The organism is Pseudomonadota bacterium (assembly GCA_016711215.1).
Classification (GTDB): Bacteria; Myxococcota_A; Polyangia.
On the sequence record JADJTL010000002.1, the window covers coordinates 135,929 to 153,059 of the forward strand.

At 71.7% G+C, this 17,131-nt stretch carries 14 protein-coding genes; 8 read left to right on the plus strand and 6 right to left on the minus strand.

Translation table 11 applies throughout. The features are described 5' to 3' along the window. Position 1 precedes the first annotated feature (1 nt). A complete protein-coding gene (locus tag IPL40_05695; GenBank protein MBK8480652.1) occupies positions 2-2,347 on the minus strand; it encodes a glycosyltransferase in 2,346 nt (781 codons plus the stop codon). Positions 2,348-2,667: 320 nt separating this feature from the next. On the opposite strand from IPL40_05695, the gene IPL40_05700 reads away from it, so the two are divergent. Together IPL40_05700 and IPL40_05705 are read left to right on the plus strand one after the other, a co-directional pair. Further along, the gene (locus tag IPL40_05700) at positions 2,668-3,633 is read left to right on the plus strand and encodes a hypothetical protein (protein ID MBK8480653.1); all 966 of its coding nucleotides are present in this window, start codon (positions 2,668-2,670) and stop codon (positions 3,631-3,633) included. A 172-nt stretch (positions 3,634-3,805) separates the two neighbouring features. Next, positions 3,806-5,257 carry a hypothetical protein gene (locus IPL40_05705; GenBank protein MBK8480654.1) on the plus strand — a complete coding sequence of 484 codons (1,452 nt, stop codon included), beginning with the start codon at positions 3,806-3,808 and terminating at the stop codon, positions 5,255-5,257. A 328-nt stretch (positions 5,258-5,585) separates the two neighbouring features. Here the strand turns inward: IPL40_05705 and IPL40_05710 are convergent, their stop codons facing one another. Both IPL40_05710 and IPL40_05715 read right to left on the minus strand, forming a co-directional pair. Beyond that, the gene (locus IPL40_05710; GenBank protein ID MBK8480655.1) at positions 5,586-6,782 is read right to left on the minus strand and encodes a right-handed parallel beta-helix repeat-containing protein; all 1,197 of its coding nucleotides are present in this window, start codon (positions 6,780-6,782) and stop codon (positions 5,586-5,588) included. A gap of 271 nt (positions 6,783-7,053) precedes the next feature. After that, positions 7,054-8,724, minus strand: a complete 1,671-nt coding sequence (locus IPL40_05715; GenBank protein MBK8480656.1) for a hypothetical protein — start codon at positions 8,722-8,724, stop codon at positions 7,054-7,056. A gap of 344 nt (positions 8,725-9,068) precedes the next feature. Here IPL40_05715 and IPL40_05720 point away from each other — a divergent pair, with 344 nt between their 5' ends. Genes IPL40_05720 through IPL40_05730 form a run of 3 tightly spaced genes read left to right on the plus strand, consistent with a single transcriptional unit; the run spans position 9,069 to position 11,298 of the window. After that, complete coding sequence (locus tag IPL40_05720) at positions 9,069-9,638, plus strand: sigma-70 family RNA polymerase sigma factor (protein ID MBK8480657.1); 570 nt, start codon at positions 9,069-9,071, stop codon at positions 9,636-9,638. Continuing rightward, complete coding sequence (locus IPL40_05725; GenBank protein ID MBK8480658.1) at positions 9,635-10,477, plus strand: hypothetical protein; 843 nt, start codon at positions 9,635-9,637, stop codon at positions 10,475-10,477. Before IPL40_05720 ends, IPL40_05725 begins: the two co-directional genes overlap by 4 nt. A gap of 14 nt (positions 10,478-10,491) precedes the next feature. Then, positions 10,492-11,298 carry a uridine phosphorylase gene (locus tag IPL40_05730; protein MBK8480659.1) on the plus strand — a complete coding sequence of 269 codons (807 nt, stop codon included), beginning with the start codon at positions 10,492-10,494 and terminating at the stop codon, positions 11,296-11,298. Here the strand turns inward: IPL40_05730 and IPL40_05735 are convergent, their stop codons facing one another. Together IPL40_05735 and IPL40_05740 are read right to left on the minus strand one after the other, a co-directional pair. Then, a complete protein-coding gene (locus IPL40_05735) occupies positions 11,299-13,206 on the minus strand; it encodes a DUF4388 domain-containing protein (GenBank protein ID MBK8480660.1) in 1,908 nt (635 codons plus the stop codon). It abuts the gene before it with no gap. A gap of 145 nt (positions 13,207-13,351) precedes the next feature. Next, positions 13,352-14,041 (minus strand): hypothetical protein, encoded by a 690-nt coding sequence (locus IPL40_05740; GenBank protein ID MBK8480661.1) that lies wholly within the window; start codon positions 14,039-14,041, stop codon positions 13,352-13,354. Between the two features lie 266 nt (positions 14,042-14,307). Here IPL40_05740 and minC point away from each other — a divergent pair, with 266 nt between their 5' ends. The 3 genes from minC (at position 14,308) to minE (ending at position 16,491) form a co-directional block, all read left to right on the plus strand. Further along, positions 14,308-15,189 carry a septum site-determining protein MinC gene (minC, locus tag IPL40_05745; protein ID MBK8480662.1) on the plus strand — a complete coding sequence of 294 codons (882 nt, stop codon included), beginning with the start codon at positions 14,308-14,310 and terminating at the stop codon, positions 15,187-15,189. A gap of 161 nt (positions 15,190-15,350) precedes the next feature. Continuing rightward, positions 15,351-16,160: a septum site-determining protein MinD gene (minD, locus tag IPL40_05750; GenBank protein MBK8480663.1), complete on the plus strand. Its 810-nt coding sequence runs from the start codon at positions 15,351-15,353 to the stop codon at positions 16,158-16,160. 10 nt (positions 16,161-16,170) lie between these two features. Beyond that, positions 16,171-16,491 carry a cell division topological specificity factor MinE gene (minE, locus tag IPL40_05755; protein MBK8480664.1) on the plus strand — a complete coding sequence of 107 codons (321 nt, stop codon included), beginning with the start codon at positions 16,171-16,173 and terminating at the stop codon, positions 16,489-16,491. An 87-nt stretch (positions 16,492-16,578) separates the two neighbouring features. On the opposite strand, the gene IPL40_05760 is transcribed toward minE, so the two are convergent. Then, entirely contained in the window at positions 16,579-17,052 is a 474-nt protein-coding gene (locus tag IPL40_05760) for a hypothetical protein (GenBank protein MBK8480665.1), read from the minus strand. Positions 17,053-17,131 lie beyond the last annotated feature (79 nt).

Genomic DNA, 17,131 nt, shown 5'->3' on the forward strand with positions numbered 1-17,131 from the left:
CTCACGCCTGAGCCCCTGGCACGCCGCCGGCAAGCGGCGCGAGCGCGTACTCCAGGCCCTCGCCGGCGAGGTCGAGCATCTCCACCAGCGCGAGCAGAAAGCAGATCGTGCTCTCCGCGCCTTGGTTCTTGTTGACCTCGGTGGCACCGAGCCCGTCACAGCAGCCCGCCGTCACGGGGTCGTAGAGAGCCACGCCGAGCCGGTTGGCGCCGAGGAACCAGGCGAAGGCCTGACGCATGCGCCGAAGGTAGTGATGGTCTCCCGTGGTGATGAAGGCGCCCCGAAAGCCGAGCACAAAGGCCGCCGCGTCGATCGCCTGCTCATCAGCGGGGGGCTTGCTTCCGCCGCGGCAATGCCAGCCCGCGTTCCCCACCAGGGTCAGGCGCCCCTGCTCGAAGCAGGTACCTTCGAGGAACTCGAGCGACTCGCGCGCCACGCGCAAGCTCGTCCGCTCGCCGGTGACGGCGAAGGCCTTGAAGAGCGCTAGGGGAAGGACGGCATTCTCATAGGTCAGCGTCGGCTCGAACCAACGCCAGTCGTCGCTGGCCTCTTCCTCGTAGCGCTTGACGAGCTTCTCGGCCATTTGGCTCAGGCTACGCTTCGCCGCCTCATCGGCGGGTTCGGCGGCGACCAAGCTCGCCAGCCCGAGGATCGTCGAAGCGGTGCCGCGCGGGCCGAGGTCCATCGCGCGCGGCAGGGCCCGCTCGAGCATCTCCCTCGCGAGCAGGCGGCAGCCCTCGTCGCTGCCGAGCGCGACCGTCGTGCCCAGGGCCCAGATCGCCCGACCGAGGCAGTCCTCCGAACCGGGACTCAGCGCCTGCGTCCGATCGTAGGCCATGAAGTTCTGGAAGTCGCCCGCCTCCGTCTGCGCGCAGTGCAGGTAGCTGAGGTAGGTGGTCACCAGCGCCGTGGTCTTGGGGTCGCTGCTCAACCGCGCCGCCTGGAGCGCGACCATCAGGGCGCGCGCGTTATCGTCGACGCAATAGCCGCTGTTTCGGGCAGGCACGCTGTAGCGCGCGTGCTGGATCACGCCCGTGTCATCGGTCAGGCGGAGCAGATGATCGAGGCGCAGCTCGGGGAGACTGCTGGCGCGCAGCGGCCTGATCGGCGTCGACCGCGTCGGCAGCGCTTCCGCCAAGACCCTGCTCCCGAGCGCGAGGTGCGCCCGTCTGATCCGCGGCCAGAGCATCGGACGGGTGAACTCGAAGGCGCGGTTGCGGATGCGCTCGATCTCGGCCGGGGAGTCGAAGAGGGCGACCAGCGCGGCGCCCAAGGCCTCGTGATCGCCGAAGGGAAAGAGCTGCCCATTGCCGTCGTCGAGGAGCTCCGCGGCGTGCCAGTAGGGCGTCGAGACGACGGCCGCGCCCGCCCCCATCGCGTAGGAGAGCGCGCCGCTCGTGACCTGCGCCACGTTTTGGTAGGGGCTGATGTAGAGGTCGGCGGCCTGCAGATAGTTGCAGAGCTCGTCGTTGGCGACGAATTGGTCACGGAAGACGACATGCTCGCGCACGCCGAGACGCTCGGCCTCGCGCTCGAGCGAGGTCCGGTAGGCCTCGCCGTGCCAGCGCACGATCATCGGATGCGTCGCGCCGACGACGAAGTAGACCACATCGGGAAACTTCGCGACCACGCCGGGCAGCGCGCGGATCACCGTCTCGATCCCCTTATTGGGTCCGAGGAGCCCGAAGGTCAGCAGCATCCGCCGGCCGGCGACACCGAACTTGGCCTTCAGCCGCTCTGGGTCTCGCGGCGCCATCTCCGGGATCCCATGCGGGATCAGCGCGAGCTTCTGCTCGTCGACGCCGTAGGACGTCGTCAGTAGCTCCGCCGCCACCTTGCTCATCACGACGAGGCGTGCGCACTCGCGGGACATCGTCTGGATGATCGCGCGCTGCGAAGGCGAGGGCTGCTTGAGCACCGTATGCAGGGTGGCGATCGCCGGCGCGCGGAGCGCCGTCAGCAGGTCGAGGATGTACGCGCCGTCGTCACCGCCGAAGATGCCATGCTCATGCTGAATGGAGACCAGCCGCACCTCCGAGTAGTTGATGAACTCGGCGGCGCGGGCATAGTCGCCCCTGCTCCCCTGGCGGATCTCGTACTTCACCTCGGACGGGTACTCGTACCGACCTCCGGGATCGCTGACCGCGATGATCATCGGACAGACGCCCTCGCTCGCGGCGCCGCCCGCGGCGGAGAGGTCCCGGGTGAAGGTGGCGATGCCGCAGCGCCGTGGCGGATAGGTGCCGATGAAGGCGACGGGCAGCGCTGCGCGCGGCGGCGCCAACGGGGTGGCGAGGTCCTGGGGCGGCGCGCCGTGTTCTGAGCCTTCACGTCCATCCTGGCTCATCGTCGACGCCTCCGTGCTCGTGTTTCAGATTCCGCTGGCGCCTCGGTGAACGCTGGCGCCTCGGTGAACGGTCACGCCTCCGTGAGGGGCCCTGGCCGTGCCAGGGCCCACGTTGCAGGCTCGACTCGGCCTGAAGCCCGGCGCGATCACGCGCAGGCCCGATTCCGTCGAGCCTACGCTTAGCCTTAGCGTCCTTGTAGTAGCCTTCGCCGGCGCGGGCAAGCGCGGCGCGCCTGGCCTTTGCCATCGGCCAGGGCGCGTGGCACGAGAAAAGGGTGATCACGCCGCGCGCAACTGGGCTCGTCGCGACGAGGGCAGCGATGAGCGCGCCTTGGCGCGTGGGCGCCACCTGGCTGCTGCTCGTCGGCAGCCAAGCTGCCCAGGGGCGCGCGCTGGCACAGCCCCTGACGCCTGCCGCTCGGATGAGCCCCGCGCAAGAAGAGGCAGGTCCTGCGCCCGCGCTGCCCACGCTGCGGCGGATGGCTTCGCCCCGGGCGGCGCTGCGGGCGATCCTCCGCCAAGAGCAACCGAGCGTGATCGGCATCGGCGAATATCATCAGCGGGCGGGCCAGCGCGGCGCGGCCTCGTCGTTGCACCGCTTCACCCGAGAGCTCCTGCCCTTGCTGGCGCGGCGGACCTCTGACCTGGTAATCGAGACCTGGATCACGGATGGGAGCTGCGGCGCGACCGAAGCCCAAGTGGTCAGCGACGTGGCCCGGACGATCGCGCGGCCCGCTCGCACGGAGGACGAGCTGCTCACGCTGGTCAAGCGGGCACAGCACTACCGCATCCGTCCTCAGATCCTGACGGTCGGCTGTGCTGACTACGCGCGCCTGCTCGCGCCCGGCGCGGTCGACTACGCCGGCCTGCTCGCGCTGACGGCGAACAAGCTGCGCGAGAAGCTCACGGCGCTGCTGGGCGTCCGCGCCGATCCGATTCGCCGGGCGGCCGACGACGCGCTGCGTGAGCTGAGCGGCACGCTGGCGGGCGGCCGCGAGCTCGTGCTGGTCTACGGCGGCGCGCTGCATAATGAGCTGCACCCGACACCCGAGACGGCGACGATCAGCTACGCACCCGCGGTCAGTCGCGCCGCCAACGATCGCTATCTCGAGCTGGACCTCTTCGTACCGGAGTACATCGAGGAGCCCGACTCGCTCCTGCGCACGGAGCCCTGGTTCCCCCTCTTCGAGCGCGCCTCGTCGCCACGCCACACGCTCTTGATCCAGCGCGCCGAGCGCTCCTACGTGATCGTCTTTGCGCGGCAACGATCGAGCCACCACCGCTGACCTGCAGCGGCGTCGCGCCCGCCCGGCGTGCCTGCCTGCGTGCCTGCCTGCCTGCCTGCCTGCCTGGGGCTGCATGCCTGGGGCTGCATTGACAGGCTGGGGACCCGGCGCCAGACTGCTCCTCGATGCACGCCTGCCGCCCTTTAGTGGCCTTCCGCGAATCGGCGACCCGATGATGGCCCTGCCCCCGACCGCGGCGCTGCCAGGTCCGGCGCGCCGGGCGCCGCTCGTCAGGGCGCTGCTCGCCGGCGTCTTGGCCGTCGTATTGGCCGTCGTATTGGCCGTCGTATTGGCCGTCGCGTCCGGCTGCGAGCCGCGCGACGGCGGCAGGGGCTGTGACGACTGCGCGGGCTGTTGCCGCGGCGGCGACTGCCTCGCCGGGATCGCCGACGACGCCTGCGGCGTCTTCGGCGGCGCCTGCGAGAGCTGCGGCTCGGGGCAGCGCTGCCAGACCGGGAGCTGCGTCGGTGGTGGCGCGAGCTGCGGTTGCCGCGATGCGAGCGGAGGCTGCCAGCCGGGGACCAGCGCGCAGGCCTGCGGCGCCACGGGTGCCACCTGCCTGACCTGTCCGCCTGGCGAGGGCTGCGTCGGTGGGCTCTGTCAGGGCGGGTGCAGCTACGCCAACTGCCTCGGCTGCTGTGCGAGCGGGCGCTGCGTCACGGCGGTCGGCGCGTCGGCCTGCGGGGCGGGCGGCAGCACCTGCCAGAGCTGCGCGGCGGGCAAGTCCTGCGTCCTCGGCGAGTGCGTGGCCCAGGGCGGCGGCTGCGCCGCTTGCAGCGGCTGCTGCTACCAGGGCACGAGCTGCCTGCCGGGCAGCGCCGCTACCGCCTGCGGCCGCAACGGAGCCGTCTGCCAGACCTGCGAGCTCGGCTCGAGCTGTAACGGTGGGACCTGCGTGCCCGGCGGGCTGAGCTGCTCGGCGACGAGCTGCCCGGGCTGCTGCGATCGCGGCGGGCGCTGCGTCGCGCTCGCGACCCAGGGCCCAACGAGCTGCGGCCGCGGCGGCGAAGCCTGCCAGAGCTGCCCGGGAGCGAGCTGCGCCGCCGGCGTCTGCGCCTTCGGCAATGAAGACTGCCTCCGTAGCTGCGCCCAAGGCTGCTGCGACCAGGCCGGACGGTGCGTGGCGCTGGCGGCGCAGAGCGCCGGCGCCTGCGGCCAGTTCGGTGTCTGCACCGCCTGCGGCGCCGGCGCAGACTGCGTGCAGGGCGTCTGCAGCGGCAACACGAGCTGGACCGTCGGCGTGCGCACGCTCGAGGTCGCGTCGCGACGCCCCGATGGGCAACCCTGGGACCCGACCGGCGATGGGGCGCCCGACGTCTACTTGCGCGCGACGCTCGTCGGCACGCTCCGCGCGGGCATCATCTGGCCGCCGCCGACCTATGACAGCTTCGCCCCGAACTTGGAGGGCAACGTCCTGCTCAGCGCGACCGAAGCGGACCTGACGACGCACGACCTGCGCCTCGAGGTGCTCGACGCCGACGCCTTCGTGCCCACGGTCTTCGACGACAGCGCGGGCCAGTGCACGATCACGGTCACCACGGGGATGCTGCAGGCGGGGAGCCACACGCTCGCCTTCTGCGGCAGCGCTACCACGGCGCTGCTCTTGACCTTCGCACCCCAGTAGGGCCGCCGGGCAGCCATTGCGCTGCAGGTCTGGGCGGACGCCGACCGCGCCGCTCAGGGCGCGCCGTAGTGGAAGCCGAGGTCGACGACGCCGCTGTCGGCGACGCCGTCGCTGCGCGTGTGCCGCGCCGTGAGCCCAGCGACCGTGGCGAGCACGTGGCCGGCGTCGACGGCGGGGCTGGTCGCGGCCTGGCCGGCGCTCTGCTGGCCGAGATAGTAGCTGCCAAGCGGGCCGACGACGAAGCGCGGGTCGGCCGCGAGGTTATGCGTGCCGAGCTGCGCGTGGGTCTGCGCCCAGCCCCCATAGGCGCCACCCTCGTTGCCCCAGCTCAGGTTGTAGTCGACGAGCGCGCTGTTGTCGGCGGCGTCACCGACATAGAGCCCCTCGCCCCCCGCCCCAGCCAGGCCGCGGCGATTGCTCGCGAGGATGTTGCTCTGCAGTACGGCTGCGGCGCGGTGGTAGAAGCCGTCCTTGGTGCCGAGGGCGATCCCGCCGCCAAAGTCGGCGGCGTTGTCGACGAGGGTGTTATTGGTGATCGTCGGCGTCGCGGCGTCGATGAAGCCGCCGACGAAGATTCCGCCCCGTGGCCGCCAGCGTTGCCGCCAGCGTAGTAGGCCGTCGCGCTGTTGCCGAGGATCAGGTTGTTCTGCACCGTCGGCGCGCCCTCGTCGCAGCTCAAACCACCTCCGTGCCCGACGGAGCCGGCGCCCGTGCGGTTGCCGCGAATCGTGTTGCCCCGCAGAACCGCCTGGCAGTGCTTGCAGGCCACGCCACCGCCCCAGTATTCGCTGTTGATGTTCTCGCCGATCAGGTTGCCCTCGACCGTCGCCGTCGACGCCCTGTCGAGGAAGAGGCCTGCGCCGCCATAGCGGCTGTGGTTCTCGAGCAGCTGATTGCCGCGGAGCTGGGCGGCAGAGCGCTCGCCGATGCAGACCCCGCCGCCCGTGGTCGCGAAGTTGTCGCGCACGATATTGCCCTCGATCAGCGGCGAGGCCTCGTCCTCGATGCGCAGCCCGCCGCCACAGCTATCGACGCCGTTGCCGCCGCGGATCGTGAAGCCCTTCACGACCACGCTGGCGTCGACGCCCGTTTGCACCCAGACGGTGTGCACGCAGCCACTGCCGTCGATCACCGTCGCCGCCGCGTCTTCGCCGCGCAGGATCATGCGCTGGTGGCCTTGGTTCACCACGACGCACTCGCGGTAGGTGCCAGCCAGCACGACGAGCTCGGGCTCGGTCTTGCGCTGCAGCAGCGCATGCGTGATCGTGCGCCAGGGTGCAGCCCGCGAGCCGTCGCCGCCGACATCGTCACCCGTCTGCGCGGCGACAAAGAGCGCGCTCGCGCTGGGGCCGTCGGGGCCGCCGTCCGCCAGCACCGCGGGACGATCGGGCGGCGAAGCGTCGCGCCGCAGGTCGGGGCGATACGCGTCGACGCGCGCGTCGCGGCCCGCGTCGATCTGCGCATCGCGCAATACCCCGGCCTCAGCCGCGGGCAGACCGAGCTCGCCGCTGGAGGGGGGGCGCACACAGCGCTGGCTGGAGAGGTCGCAGCGCCAGCCCGCCAAGCAGGGGCAGGCCCGACCGTCGAGCGCCAGGCGATCGACGCAGCCACTGGCCCCCGCCAAAGCGCCGAGCAGGAGCGCGCTAACCAGGCCGCTCGCGCTTACCCCGCGCGTAGGGCGAGGATGCTGTGCGGGCCGCGCGCTCGGCCGCTTCGCGTCGCGCTGCGACGCGCGCTTGGCGCAACGCCGCCTCTGGCCATGACGCCGCCTCTGCATCAGGAGCTGCCCTCCAGCATCAGTAGCTACCCTCGAGCGTTAGCGTCCATCCCGCAGCCGCCGGCAAGAGCGCCGCGCCCGCCACGCCCGCGGTGCGCGACGGACTCGCGCGAAACCACCGTGGCCAGAGCAGCGCCAAAGCTCCACCGGCCAGGGCCGCGCCGCTCACCCCATAGAGCAGCGCCGCGGCGCGCTCGCTTCGCGTGAGTTCCCGATTGCGCGCGGCCGCCTCGAGCTGCGAGAGCGCGTCGTTATCGCTGCTGGAGCGCGACGCAGCGCGCCCGGAGAGCGCAAGGGCGGCCGTCAGCGCCGCCACGCCCGTGCCGACCGCGCTCCAACCGAGCCAGCGCCGGAGCGCGACCCGCGACCCTCGCTCGGCCGCAGCGGCAGCGGGATCGACCCAAACGAAGCGCTGGACGAAGCCCTCGTCGAAGGGCAGCGAGAACACGCGCTGGAACGCCTCATGCGCGGCACCGCGGGCACGCACGGCGCTCGGTCGCGGCTGCAGGGCCGCGAGCTGCACCACGCGGCCCGCGTCGCGGATTTCATATTCGTCGCTCGCCGCGCCCAGCCGTTGCAAGAACAACACCTGGGGACCCGCGGGTCGCACGAGCCGCACCGCCTGTCCGGGAGCGCTGTGGAAATCAGCCAGCCGTACGCCCCGGCCGTCCTCGAGCACGTAGCGCCCATGCAAGCGGGCTGCGACCTCGATCGTGCGATGGGCCGAGCGCAGGTCGAGCAGCGCCGAGACGCCGCGCGGTGGCCGGGCAAAGACCTGCGGGCGAAAGCGTTCGTTGTCGATCGCCTGATTGGCGCGGGCCACGAAGGCCACCAGCTCACGGTAGCTGACGCGCCCGTCGCGATCGGCATCGGCGGCGCCGAAGAGGCCCGAGCGCACCTCATGGCTGAAGACGCCCGCCTGGAAGCCCTCCCACTCGTGGCTGGCACGCGCGGTCGAGGTCGAGAGCAAGAGCCCGACGCGCTGATCGGGAAAGGCCTGCTCTAGCTGCGCGAAGCCGCGGTAGGGGCGTCGCCGGCCGCCCGGTCCGCGGCTGTAGGCGAGGTAGTAGGAGTTACAGGCGTCGACGATCAGGTGGGTCTCGTCGGCGCCGACGCGCTCGATGATCTCGCGGCGCAGCATCGCGCCCGAGAGGCGGCGATCCTCGAGCAGCACGAAGCCCTCGCTGCGCTCGACCTGGCCGTGACCCGCGTAGACGACATAGAGCAAGACGCGCTGGCCCTGCTCGTGGGCCCGGCTGGCCGCGCTCGCGAGCAGGGCGACGGCCGCACTCAGCTCTCCGCCCCGCGGGCGGTAGGCCTCGGCGGCCACGTCGCGATGCAGCCGCTCGGTGTTGGCGTCGAAGCGCGTCAGCAAGAAGGTGCGAAAGCCGAGCGCGCGAAAGAGCGCATCGTAGCGCGCAGCATCGTCGTCGGCGTAGTGCAGCTCGGGCAGCGAGGAGTCGCTGGCGCGGTTGACACCGATGATCAGCGCAAAGCGACTGGGGTCGGTGCCGGAACCGGTGCCGGTGCCGGTGCCGAGCGCCGCCGCGGCCCGCGGGACGACGCTGGGCGTCACCGCCGAGGCTCGCCGCGCCGTTGTAGCCGCCGCCAGGGCTAGCGCCAGGGCCAGGACGCGGGCCACGCCGCCGCTGGCACCGCTTCGCTTGCTGTAGAAGGCTCGCCCTGCCAACCCTGCTCCCTCTCCGCGAGGCGCGCCCGACCTTCGCGCTCGCGCCCTGATAACGCCCGCGGGCCGCGCTCCGGACCAATCGCCCGCTCGGGCGAGCGCCCCGCATTATCCATGGAGCGAGCGGCGCCGATCAACCATGGCCAGGGCCAGCTGATCAATCGCGCCTCGCGGGCGGCATAGCAGAGCCTCCGCGCTGAGCCTCGGCGCGGCCGCCGGAGCGTCGCCTGGAGCCGCGCGGGCACCGCTCTCGAAGAATTTTGGTCCGCCGCGCAGCGCGCTGCGTTTAGCTTTTACGGTCCATGATGGTTGCTTGTTCGCGCGCGTTGCCATGTAATTCGCTGGCGATGAGTGCGGCCTGCAATGATGCGGCGACGGAAGCGGAGTGGTTGGCGCGCTTCCACGCCGGCGACCGTGAGGTGCTGGCCGCGTGCTATCGCGACCACTACCGGACGGTCGAGCAGTCCTGCGGGACCATTCTTGGCGGAGCCGATCGCGAGACCGTCATCCACGAGGTGTTCTTGGCCTTGCTCTCGCAGCAAACAGTGCGCGCAAGCTTCAAGGGTGGCTCGCTGGGCGCGTGGCTGCGCACCCTGGGGCGGCATCGCGCGATCGACTTCCAGCGCCGGCACCGACGCGAGGGACCGCTGCCGGAGGCGGGCAGCGAGCCGGTCGCTGTCGACGGCGACCCCTTCCGCGAGGCTGAGCGCAGCGAGGCCGAGCGCCTGATCGACCGCTTTCGCCGCGAGCAGCTCCCCGCCAAGTGGGCAGCCGTTTTCGAGGCACGCTTCATCCGACAACTCAGCCAGCGCGACGCGGCGCGCGCGCTCGGCATGCACCGCACCACCCTGGCGTATCAGGAGCAGCGGCTGCGCTGGCTGCTGCAGCGCTTTCTGCTCGGAGGGGCGGAGCGATGAGCGGCGTGGAGCGGAAGGCGAGCGCCTCGCCGGGCAGCGCGCTGCCGCGGCGCCTGCGACGCATGATCGACCGGCACTTCGCTGGCGGTCTGGGCCCTAGCGCGGAGCGCGCTTTGCGCGCCGAGCTTCCCGACCATCCGGCGGCACGGGCCTACTACGAGCGGCGCCAGCTCCTGGCCCGGCTCGATCCCCGGGCACTTGGTGGCGAGGAGCGGCTGGCGCGCGGACTCGGCCTGGCGGTTCCGCGGCACCGCCGGCGACCGCTGCTGCTCTGGGGGGCGGTAAGCGCAGCGGCGGCGGCGAGCCTCGTGGCCCTGCTGATCAGCCAGCGGCTGCCGCTGATGACGGGGGGCGGCGGGCAACGTGCAGCCGGCGATCGAGCGGAGTCCTTCACCGCTCGCGGGGTCAGCGCGGCACCGCCGGCGCTGGAGATCTTCGCGATCGTGGCCGGCGCGCGATCCACCCCGGTGCGCGACGGCCTCGCTGCCGATGCCGAGCTCGCCTTCGCCTACCGCAACCCAGGGCAGCGGGCCTATCTGCTGCTCTTCGCCGTCGATGCGCAGCGCCGGGTCTACTGGTACTACCCGGCCTGGGGCGATCCGCAGGCGGACCCCGCGGCCGTGCCGATCAGCCGCGCCGCGGGACTGCATGAGCTGGGCGAGGCGATCGCGCATCGCTACCACGGACCAACGCTGGCGATCCATGCGCTCTTCAGCGACATCAGGCTGACCGTGCGCACGGTCGAGGCCGCGCTCGCCCGCGCCCCACGCGGCGTCGATCGCGCGCTGGCGCTGCCGGAGGTCGAGGACCACGTGACGCTGCTCCGTCTGCGCCACTGAGCTGGAAGCGAACCATGAAGCCCTTTCGACCCGAGCACCTCACCATCGACGCGGCGGCGCTGCATAGCGACCAGCCCGGGGGGCGCTTCGTCTTTCTGCCCGGCTCGCCGACGCGGGCCCGCGCGATCGCCGAGCACTTCGAAGATCTGGTGTGCTTCTCCAGCCCGCGCGGTCACGATGTCTTCAGCGGCCGGCTGCGCCACGGCGACCAGTGGATCGACGTCGCGACGGTCTCCACCGGGATGGGCTGTCCGAGCGTCGATATCATCGTCACGGAGCTGATCCGGCTTGGGGCCCGCCGTCTGCTGCGCGTCGGCACGGCCGGCTCACTGCAACCGGCGCGGGTCAAGGCCGGGGACCTGGTGATCGCGACGGGCGCCGTGCGCGACGAGGGGACCTCGGTTCACTACGCCCCGCTCGAGCTACCCGCCGTCGCCGCCTGGCAGCTCGTGCAGGCCGCACAACGCGCCGCGGCAGCGCTGCCGCAGGCGGCCACGGTTCACGTCGGGCTGGTCCACACCAAGGACTCTCTCTACGCACGCGAGCTCGGGGCCGGCCCGCGCGCCGAGGAGCACGCGCGCTACCGGGCGCAGCTCAGGGCCTTAGGCATCTTGGCAAGCGAGATGGAGGCCGCGCACCTCTTCATCCTCGCCCAGGCCTACGGTGGCGGCAGCGGCGAGGCGCTCTGGGCCGGGTGCATCCTCGGCGTCGTCGGCGACGAGACGCCCTTCGGCGAGGCAGCGCAGCGCGAGCAGACCGAGGCGGCGGCGATCGCGCTCAGCCTGGAGACTGCCCGGCTGGCGATAACGCAGCCCGGCTGATCAGCGCGCGGCCTCGTCGACCAGGCGCAGCGCGTCGAGCAGGAGCCCCTGGGTGTCGAGCGCAAGATCGCTGGGCACGGCCGGGCGCGGCGTGAGGGCCTGCGGATCGGGGTCGAAGGCGAAGCAGCCGCTGGTCCAGCCGATCAGCTCCACGAGCGTGGCGAGCGCCTGCTCCTCCAGCACGGCACGAACGGCCTCCGCCTCGACCACACCCTGACGCACGAGGATCACGCCCAAGAGCTCGTTGGGGCACTCGCGGCGCTGCAGGCGGCGCGCCGTGGCGAGCTGGCGCGGCGCGATCAGCTCACGCTGCACCAGCCGGTGGCCGAGGCTCGCCGAGCCCGGCGAGACCGCGCCGGTGATCATCCCCGCACGCAGGTGGATCGCGCCCACCCCCTGACTCGCGCTGATCACCAGCGTGCCGGTACGGCGGCTGACGCGCAGAAAATCGAGCAGCTCGGGCAACCCCAGGGCGTCGAGCGTGCCCGTGAAGGCCGCCGGTCGCACGGCCGCCGCCGCCCCGCCGCGCAGGACGCGCTCGAGCCGCCGCGCCAGCGGCCCGACGAAGGTCGTATCCAAGGGCAGGCTACCCGCGGCCTCGAATTCATCGGCCGCGTCGCCAGCCAGCGCGCCGCCCGCCGGCACGCCCGCGGGCGTGTCGCTCCGCTCCCGCGCCGGCGCGAGTATTCCCAGACGCGCCGGCAGCGTCGTCACCGACGCGATCGCCTGCAGCCGGATGCCCGTCTGGCGCTCGCGGTTGTTGAGATTCGCTAGACACGCCAGGCCGAGCCTGACCGAGGTCAGCACGTGCGGCGGCAAATTATCGTGACCGCTCAGCGCCTCGAACTCCTGCGCCGCCTGCTGCACATCGCCGCGCTTGAGGCGCGTCCAGGCCAGCAGCTCCCGCAGCTCGACAAAATACGGTGCCCGACGCGCCAGCGTTTCGATCTCGGCCAGACGCTCCGCCCCGAGGGGCCCACCGCGCAGTCGGCAGTAGGCACTGATCGCCTGCTCCGGCACCTCATCGCGACGGGCCAGCTCGACCAGGTGTTGCGCACGCGCGATCTCCAGCGGCATCGGCTCGACATGCGGAAAGAGCCCGAGCACCCACTCCGCCTCGTCGAGGTCCTCGGCGATCAGGGCCTGCTCAGCGAGAAAGAGCACGGGCTCTGGCGCCTGCGGATCGGCCTGACGAGCCATCGCCGCGAAGTCGGCCGCGGCCACTTGCTGCCCCGCCGCCGCCTCGAGCCGTGCGCGACTGAGCAGGAGCAACGAGAGCGCGCGTGGCTCCTCGGCCAGCTCCCGGCATTGCTGCGCGTGCTTGAGGCTGCTGCGCGCGAGATCGTGCTGCCCAGCCAGCGTCTGCAGCTCGGCGAGGTGCGCCATGGTCAGGGCGCGGGCCTGCTGGCCGAGCGCCTCGGCCGTCTCGAGGGCTCGAGCCGCGAGGCGCAACGCCTCGTCGAGCTCACCACATTCGGCCGCCGGGCGCGACCGCCAGAGGGCGGCCGCCCAGCGCAGCGTCGGATCGACCTCGTCGTCATAGACCAACGCCGCGAGGCCGGTGGAGGCAGCGGCGTAGTCGCAGTCGAGCACGCGCTGGATCGCCTCGCTGAGCTGCCCGAGCCCGGCGATGAAGCGCGTGCTGCCCGAGCGCAGGGGCTTGCCCTCACCTTCCCAGACGCGGAAGACCGCCGCGATCAGGTCGCCGATGCGCGTCGCCTCGACCAGCCGCCCGCGCGCCAGGGCCTCGCGCAGCTCAGCTCTGGCCTGCTCGACCCAGCCGGCGGCGCCGTCCGGCTCGGCGTGGACCAGGTCGATCAGCGCGCCCTCGGCCCCGCTGGCGTGTGATAACTCTCGCCGCAAGCGCAGGTACGCCTCGCGGTTTCGCCCCGACAGCTCGTTGTTCATCGCCACAGCTTAACGAATTCACGCTGCAGCGCGCCAGCTCGCTGGGATCCTCGGCAGCCTTGGAGCGGCCGGGCGCCGACGGCGCAGCGAGCGATCATGCCCGCAACGCGGAGCGCGCCGACGGCGGGTCGCGCGGCGCTGCGTCTCAATGGCGCCGCTTGAGTGAGCGATAGAAGGCGCGCGCGTAGGCCAGCAAGGAGGACTCGGCGCGGTAGAGGGCGAAGCGCCGGCGCGGCGCCGCTGCCGGGGGCGGGGGCCAGAGCGAGGCCTCCCAACCCGCGATCCGCGTCGCCGCCGCGGAGGGCTTCGGCCCGTGCCGCATTAGCAAAAGGTAGCGACCCTCCAGCGGCTCCGCGGCGCCCCGCGCCAGTACCGCAAAGCCCGGCCAGCGCGGCCCGAGGCTCAGTCGCAACGGCCGCTGCAGGCGCGCGCCGCCTTCGAGGCCCCCAAGGAGCACCTCGTCGGCCTCGAAGTCGAGCACGATGCGAAGCAGGCGCGTGTCGCGCGTGACGCGTGAGACCAGCCGGAAACCCCCGACTGCCACGACCTCGGCATAGCCGATGCGCTGCAGGAAGAGCGTCTCATCGGCGCGACTCCACGCGGCTCGCGGCAGGGGAACGAAGGGAAGCGGCCAGGCGCCGTCAAAGAAGGGTGCCAGCGTGGCCCGCCAGGGCAGCGCCCGTGGACCGCGACAGCCGGCGCTGAGCGCCAAGGCGAGGATGACCACGGAGGCTGCCAGCAGCCCGGCGGACGCGTCGAGGCGCAGCCGCCGGGGACGGAGGCCGCCCGACGGTCTCTGACTCGGCGACAGCGTCGACGGCAATCGGCACGGCATGGCGACCTTATAAGGGCGCCCCCGCGGCGCACTCGCGCCCGACTCTAGCATCGCGCCCGAGCCGGCGGCGATTTCGACCGCTTCCAGCCGGTCGGCACCGGGTCCGCACCGGGTCGGCACCGGGTCGGCACCGGGTCGGCACCGGGTCGGCGCCGGGTCGGCATGCGGTCGGCATATGGTTGGCACCGTCCTTGACGCGGCGGAAAGGTTGCCAGCAAGATGCCGCTTCTTCCGGCACCTCTGATTCAGCGTTCTGCGGAGAGGCGATGGCCAGCGATCAAGAGGCGGCGCCCGCGCGGCCCGCAGCCTTCGAGCTCAAGGGCACTGTCGCCAGCCTGACAGTGATCCGGCTGCTCGTCCCCGAGCTGTCCCGCGTCGAGGCCCAACTCGGCGTCCAGGTCGCGCAGCTGCCGCGCTTCTTCGAACAAGCGCCCGTCGTGGTCGACCTCGAGGCCCTGGGCGAGGCTGCTGCACGCGTCGAGCTTGGCGAGCTGGCGGCCCTCCTGCGTCGGCATCGGCTGGTGCCCGTGGCCCTTCGTCATCTGGCCGTGGAGCGGGAGGCCGAGGCGGCGAGCGCGGGTTTCGGACTGCTGCGCGGACCCGCCGCGCGCGGGATGGGCGGGGCTGCGGAGGCGCCGGCGAGCGTCGGCGCGAGCGCGGAAGCGCCAGCGCCGACGGCGCGAGCAGCCCGTGGCACCGCGGCGTCGGCGCCAGCCGAGGCCCAGGCCCACGACGCCACGCCGCCACCACCCTCGGGCACCCGCCCCCGCGCTGTGGCCGAGCCAGCCCCGTTGCCCGCGGTCTTGGCGACGGCAGAGGCGCTCGGTGGCATGCTGTTGACGCAGCCGGCGCGCGGCGGCCAGGTGATCTACGCGGCGCAGCGGGATCTCGTGCTGCTGGCCCCGGTCAATGCCGGTGCCGAGCTGATCGCCGACGGTCATATCCACGTCTACGGCGCGCTGCGCGGTCGCGCGCTCGCCGGCGCGCATGGCAATCAGGCGGCGCGCATCTTCTGCAGCAGCCTCGAGGCGGAGCTGGTTTCGATCGCCGGCGAGTATCTCCCAGCCGATCGCCTACCCGAGCGCTTTCGCGGCAAGCCGACGCAGATTCACCTGCAGGACGGCGAGCTGATCTTCCGCCCGCTCTGACCTGAAGCGTCCAACGCACCGCTTTCGACCTACATCGGCCTACACAGTTCGCGGGCTGGCGCAAATTTTTCGGCAGAAAATTTGTGCGCGATCACCTTTTCGCCTTTTATGGACTCGGCGCTGCGCTGTCGGACAGCAGCGCCGCACCAAGGAGGCTCCCCGTGGCACGAGTTGTCGTCGTAACGTCGGGCAAGGGCGGCGTGGGTAAGACCACGACGAGCGCGAGCGTAGCGGCCGGTATCGCCCTGCTCGGCTATAAAACGGTGGCGATCGACTTCGACGTCGGTCTGCGCAACCTAGATCTCGTCATGGGCTGTGAGCGACGCGTGGTCTACGACCTGGTCAACGTGACCAAGGGCGAGGCCAGGCTGAGCCAGGCGCTCATTCGCGACAAGCGCGTCGAGGGGCTCTTCATGCTCCCCGCGTCGCAGACGCGCGACAAAGACGCGCTGGACTTCGCCGGCGTCGGTCAGGTGATCGAGGAGCTGAAGAGCCAGGGCTTCGACTACATCATCTGCGACTCGCCGGCCGGCATCGAGAAGGGCGCGCTGATGGCGATGTACTTCGCCGATGAGGCGCTGGTCGTGACCAACCCCGAGGTCTCGTCGGTGCGCGACTCGGACCGCGTGCTCGGACTGCTCGACGCCAAGACCCAGCGCGCCGAGCTCGACCTGGAGCCGGTAAAGACGCACCTGCTGATCACGCGCTACTCGGCGCAGCGGGCCCGCAAGGGACAGATGCTGAGCGTCGAGGACGTGCTCGAGCTGCTGGCCATCCCGCTGCTCGGGGTGATCCCGGAGTCGAGTGTCGTGTTGCAGGCGTCGAATCAGGGCACGCCGGTGATTCTCGAGGAGACGACCGAGGCCGCTCAGGCCTACCTCGACGTGGTGTACCGCTTCCTCGGTCAGGAGCGCCCGCACCGTTTCATCGACGACGAGAAGCGCGGCATCTTCCGCCGCCTATTCGGCTAGGAGGGGGACCATGCGCTTTCTCGACTACTTCTACCGGGGTCGTCGCAAGTCGGCGTCGGTGGCCAAGGACAGGCTGCAGATCATCGTGGCGCGCGAGCGCAACCGCGCTGGCACGCGCGATTACCTGCCGCTGCTGCACCAGGAGCTGCTGCAGGTCATCGCCAAGTACGAGAGCATCGACCTCGAGCGCGTCTCGGTCAACCTCGACCGGCGCGGCGACTGCGAGGTACTCGAGCTCAATGTCGTGCTGCCCGAGGGCGGCCCGGCCCAGGATGCCAGGCCCGCGCGGCGGAGCACGAGCGGCCTGCTGAACCTCGGCGCGCCCAGCTAGGGGCGCTCCGCAGCGAACACGGGAGCCCCAGTAAGAGACCGCGGACGTGAGGGACCTCAGCACTCCCGGCGCGGGACCTCTGGCAGCTCAGGCAAACCTTCGTTGGTAAACGAGCCCAGCCTGCCGGTGCGCTCGATGCCGCATCCTTCGCCCACCCCTACGAGCCCTGGGCCTGACCGCCGGAGCTTGGGTGCCAGGCACCACCTCGCTGGGCGGGCGATTGAACTCGGTTTCGGGAAAGAGCGCCGGCAGCTGCTTGGCCTGGCCCGGGGCGAGCTCAAGCACCAGGTCGAGGTCTTGGGTCATCCGCGGCTCGCGGTAGATCATGGCGGCCACGGACCGGACGACCCGATAGGGAATGCCTCCGCGCTCGATCAGCGCATAGGCCCGCTGGTCGAGCTGGCGCTCATCCAGCGCTGGGTAGCGTTGGCGCAGTTGGAGCCGCTTGGTTTCGTAGGCAAAGCAAAAGAGCTCGGCGGCGAGCCGACCACCGGTCGAGCCTGCGGTACGGCCAGCGCGCGCTTCAACTCCCCTATGGTGCGGCAAACCTGGAAGCGGCACAGCTCAACACCTACGGGACCAGGGACCGGCGTCGCGTCCTTTCATGCCCGGCCGGGGACAGCGGGGCACCGCGGCAGCG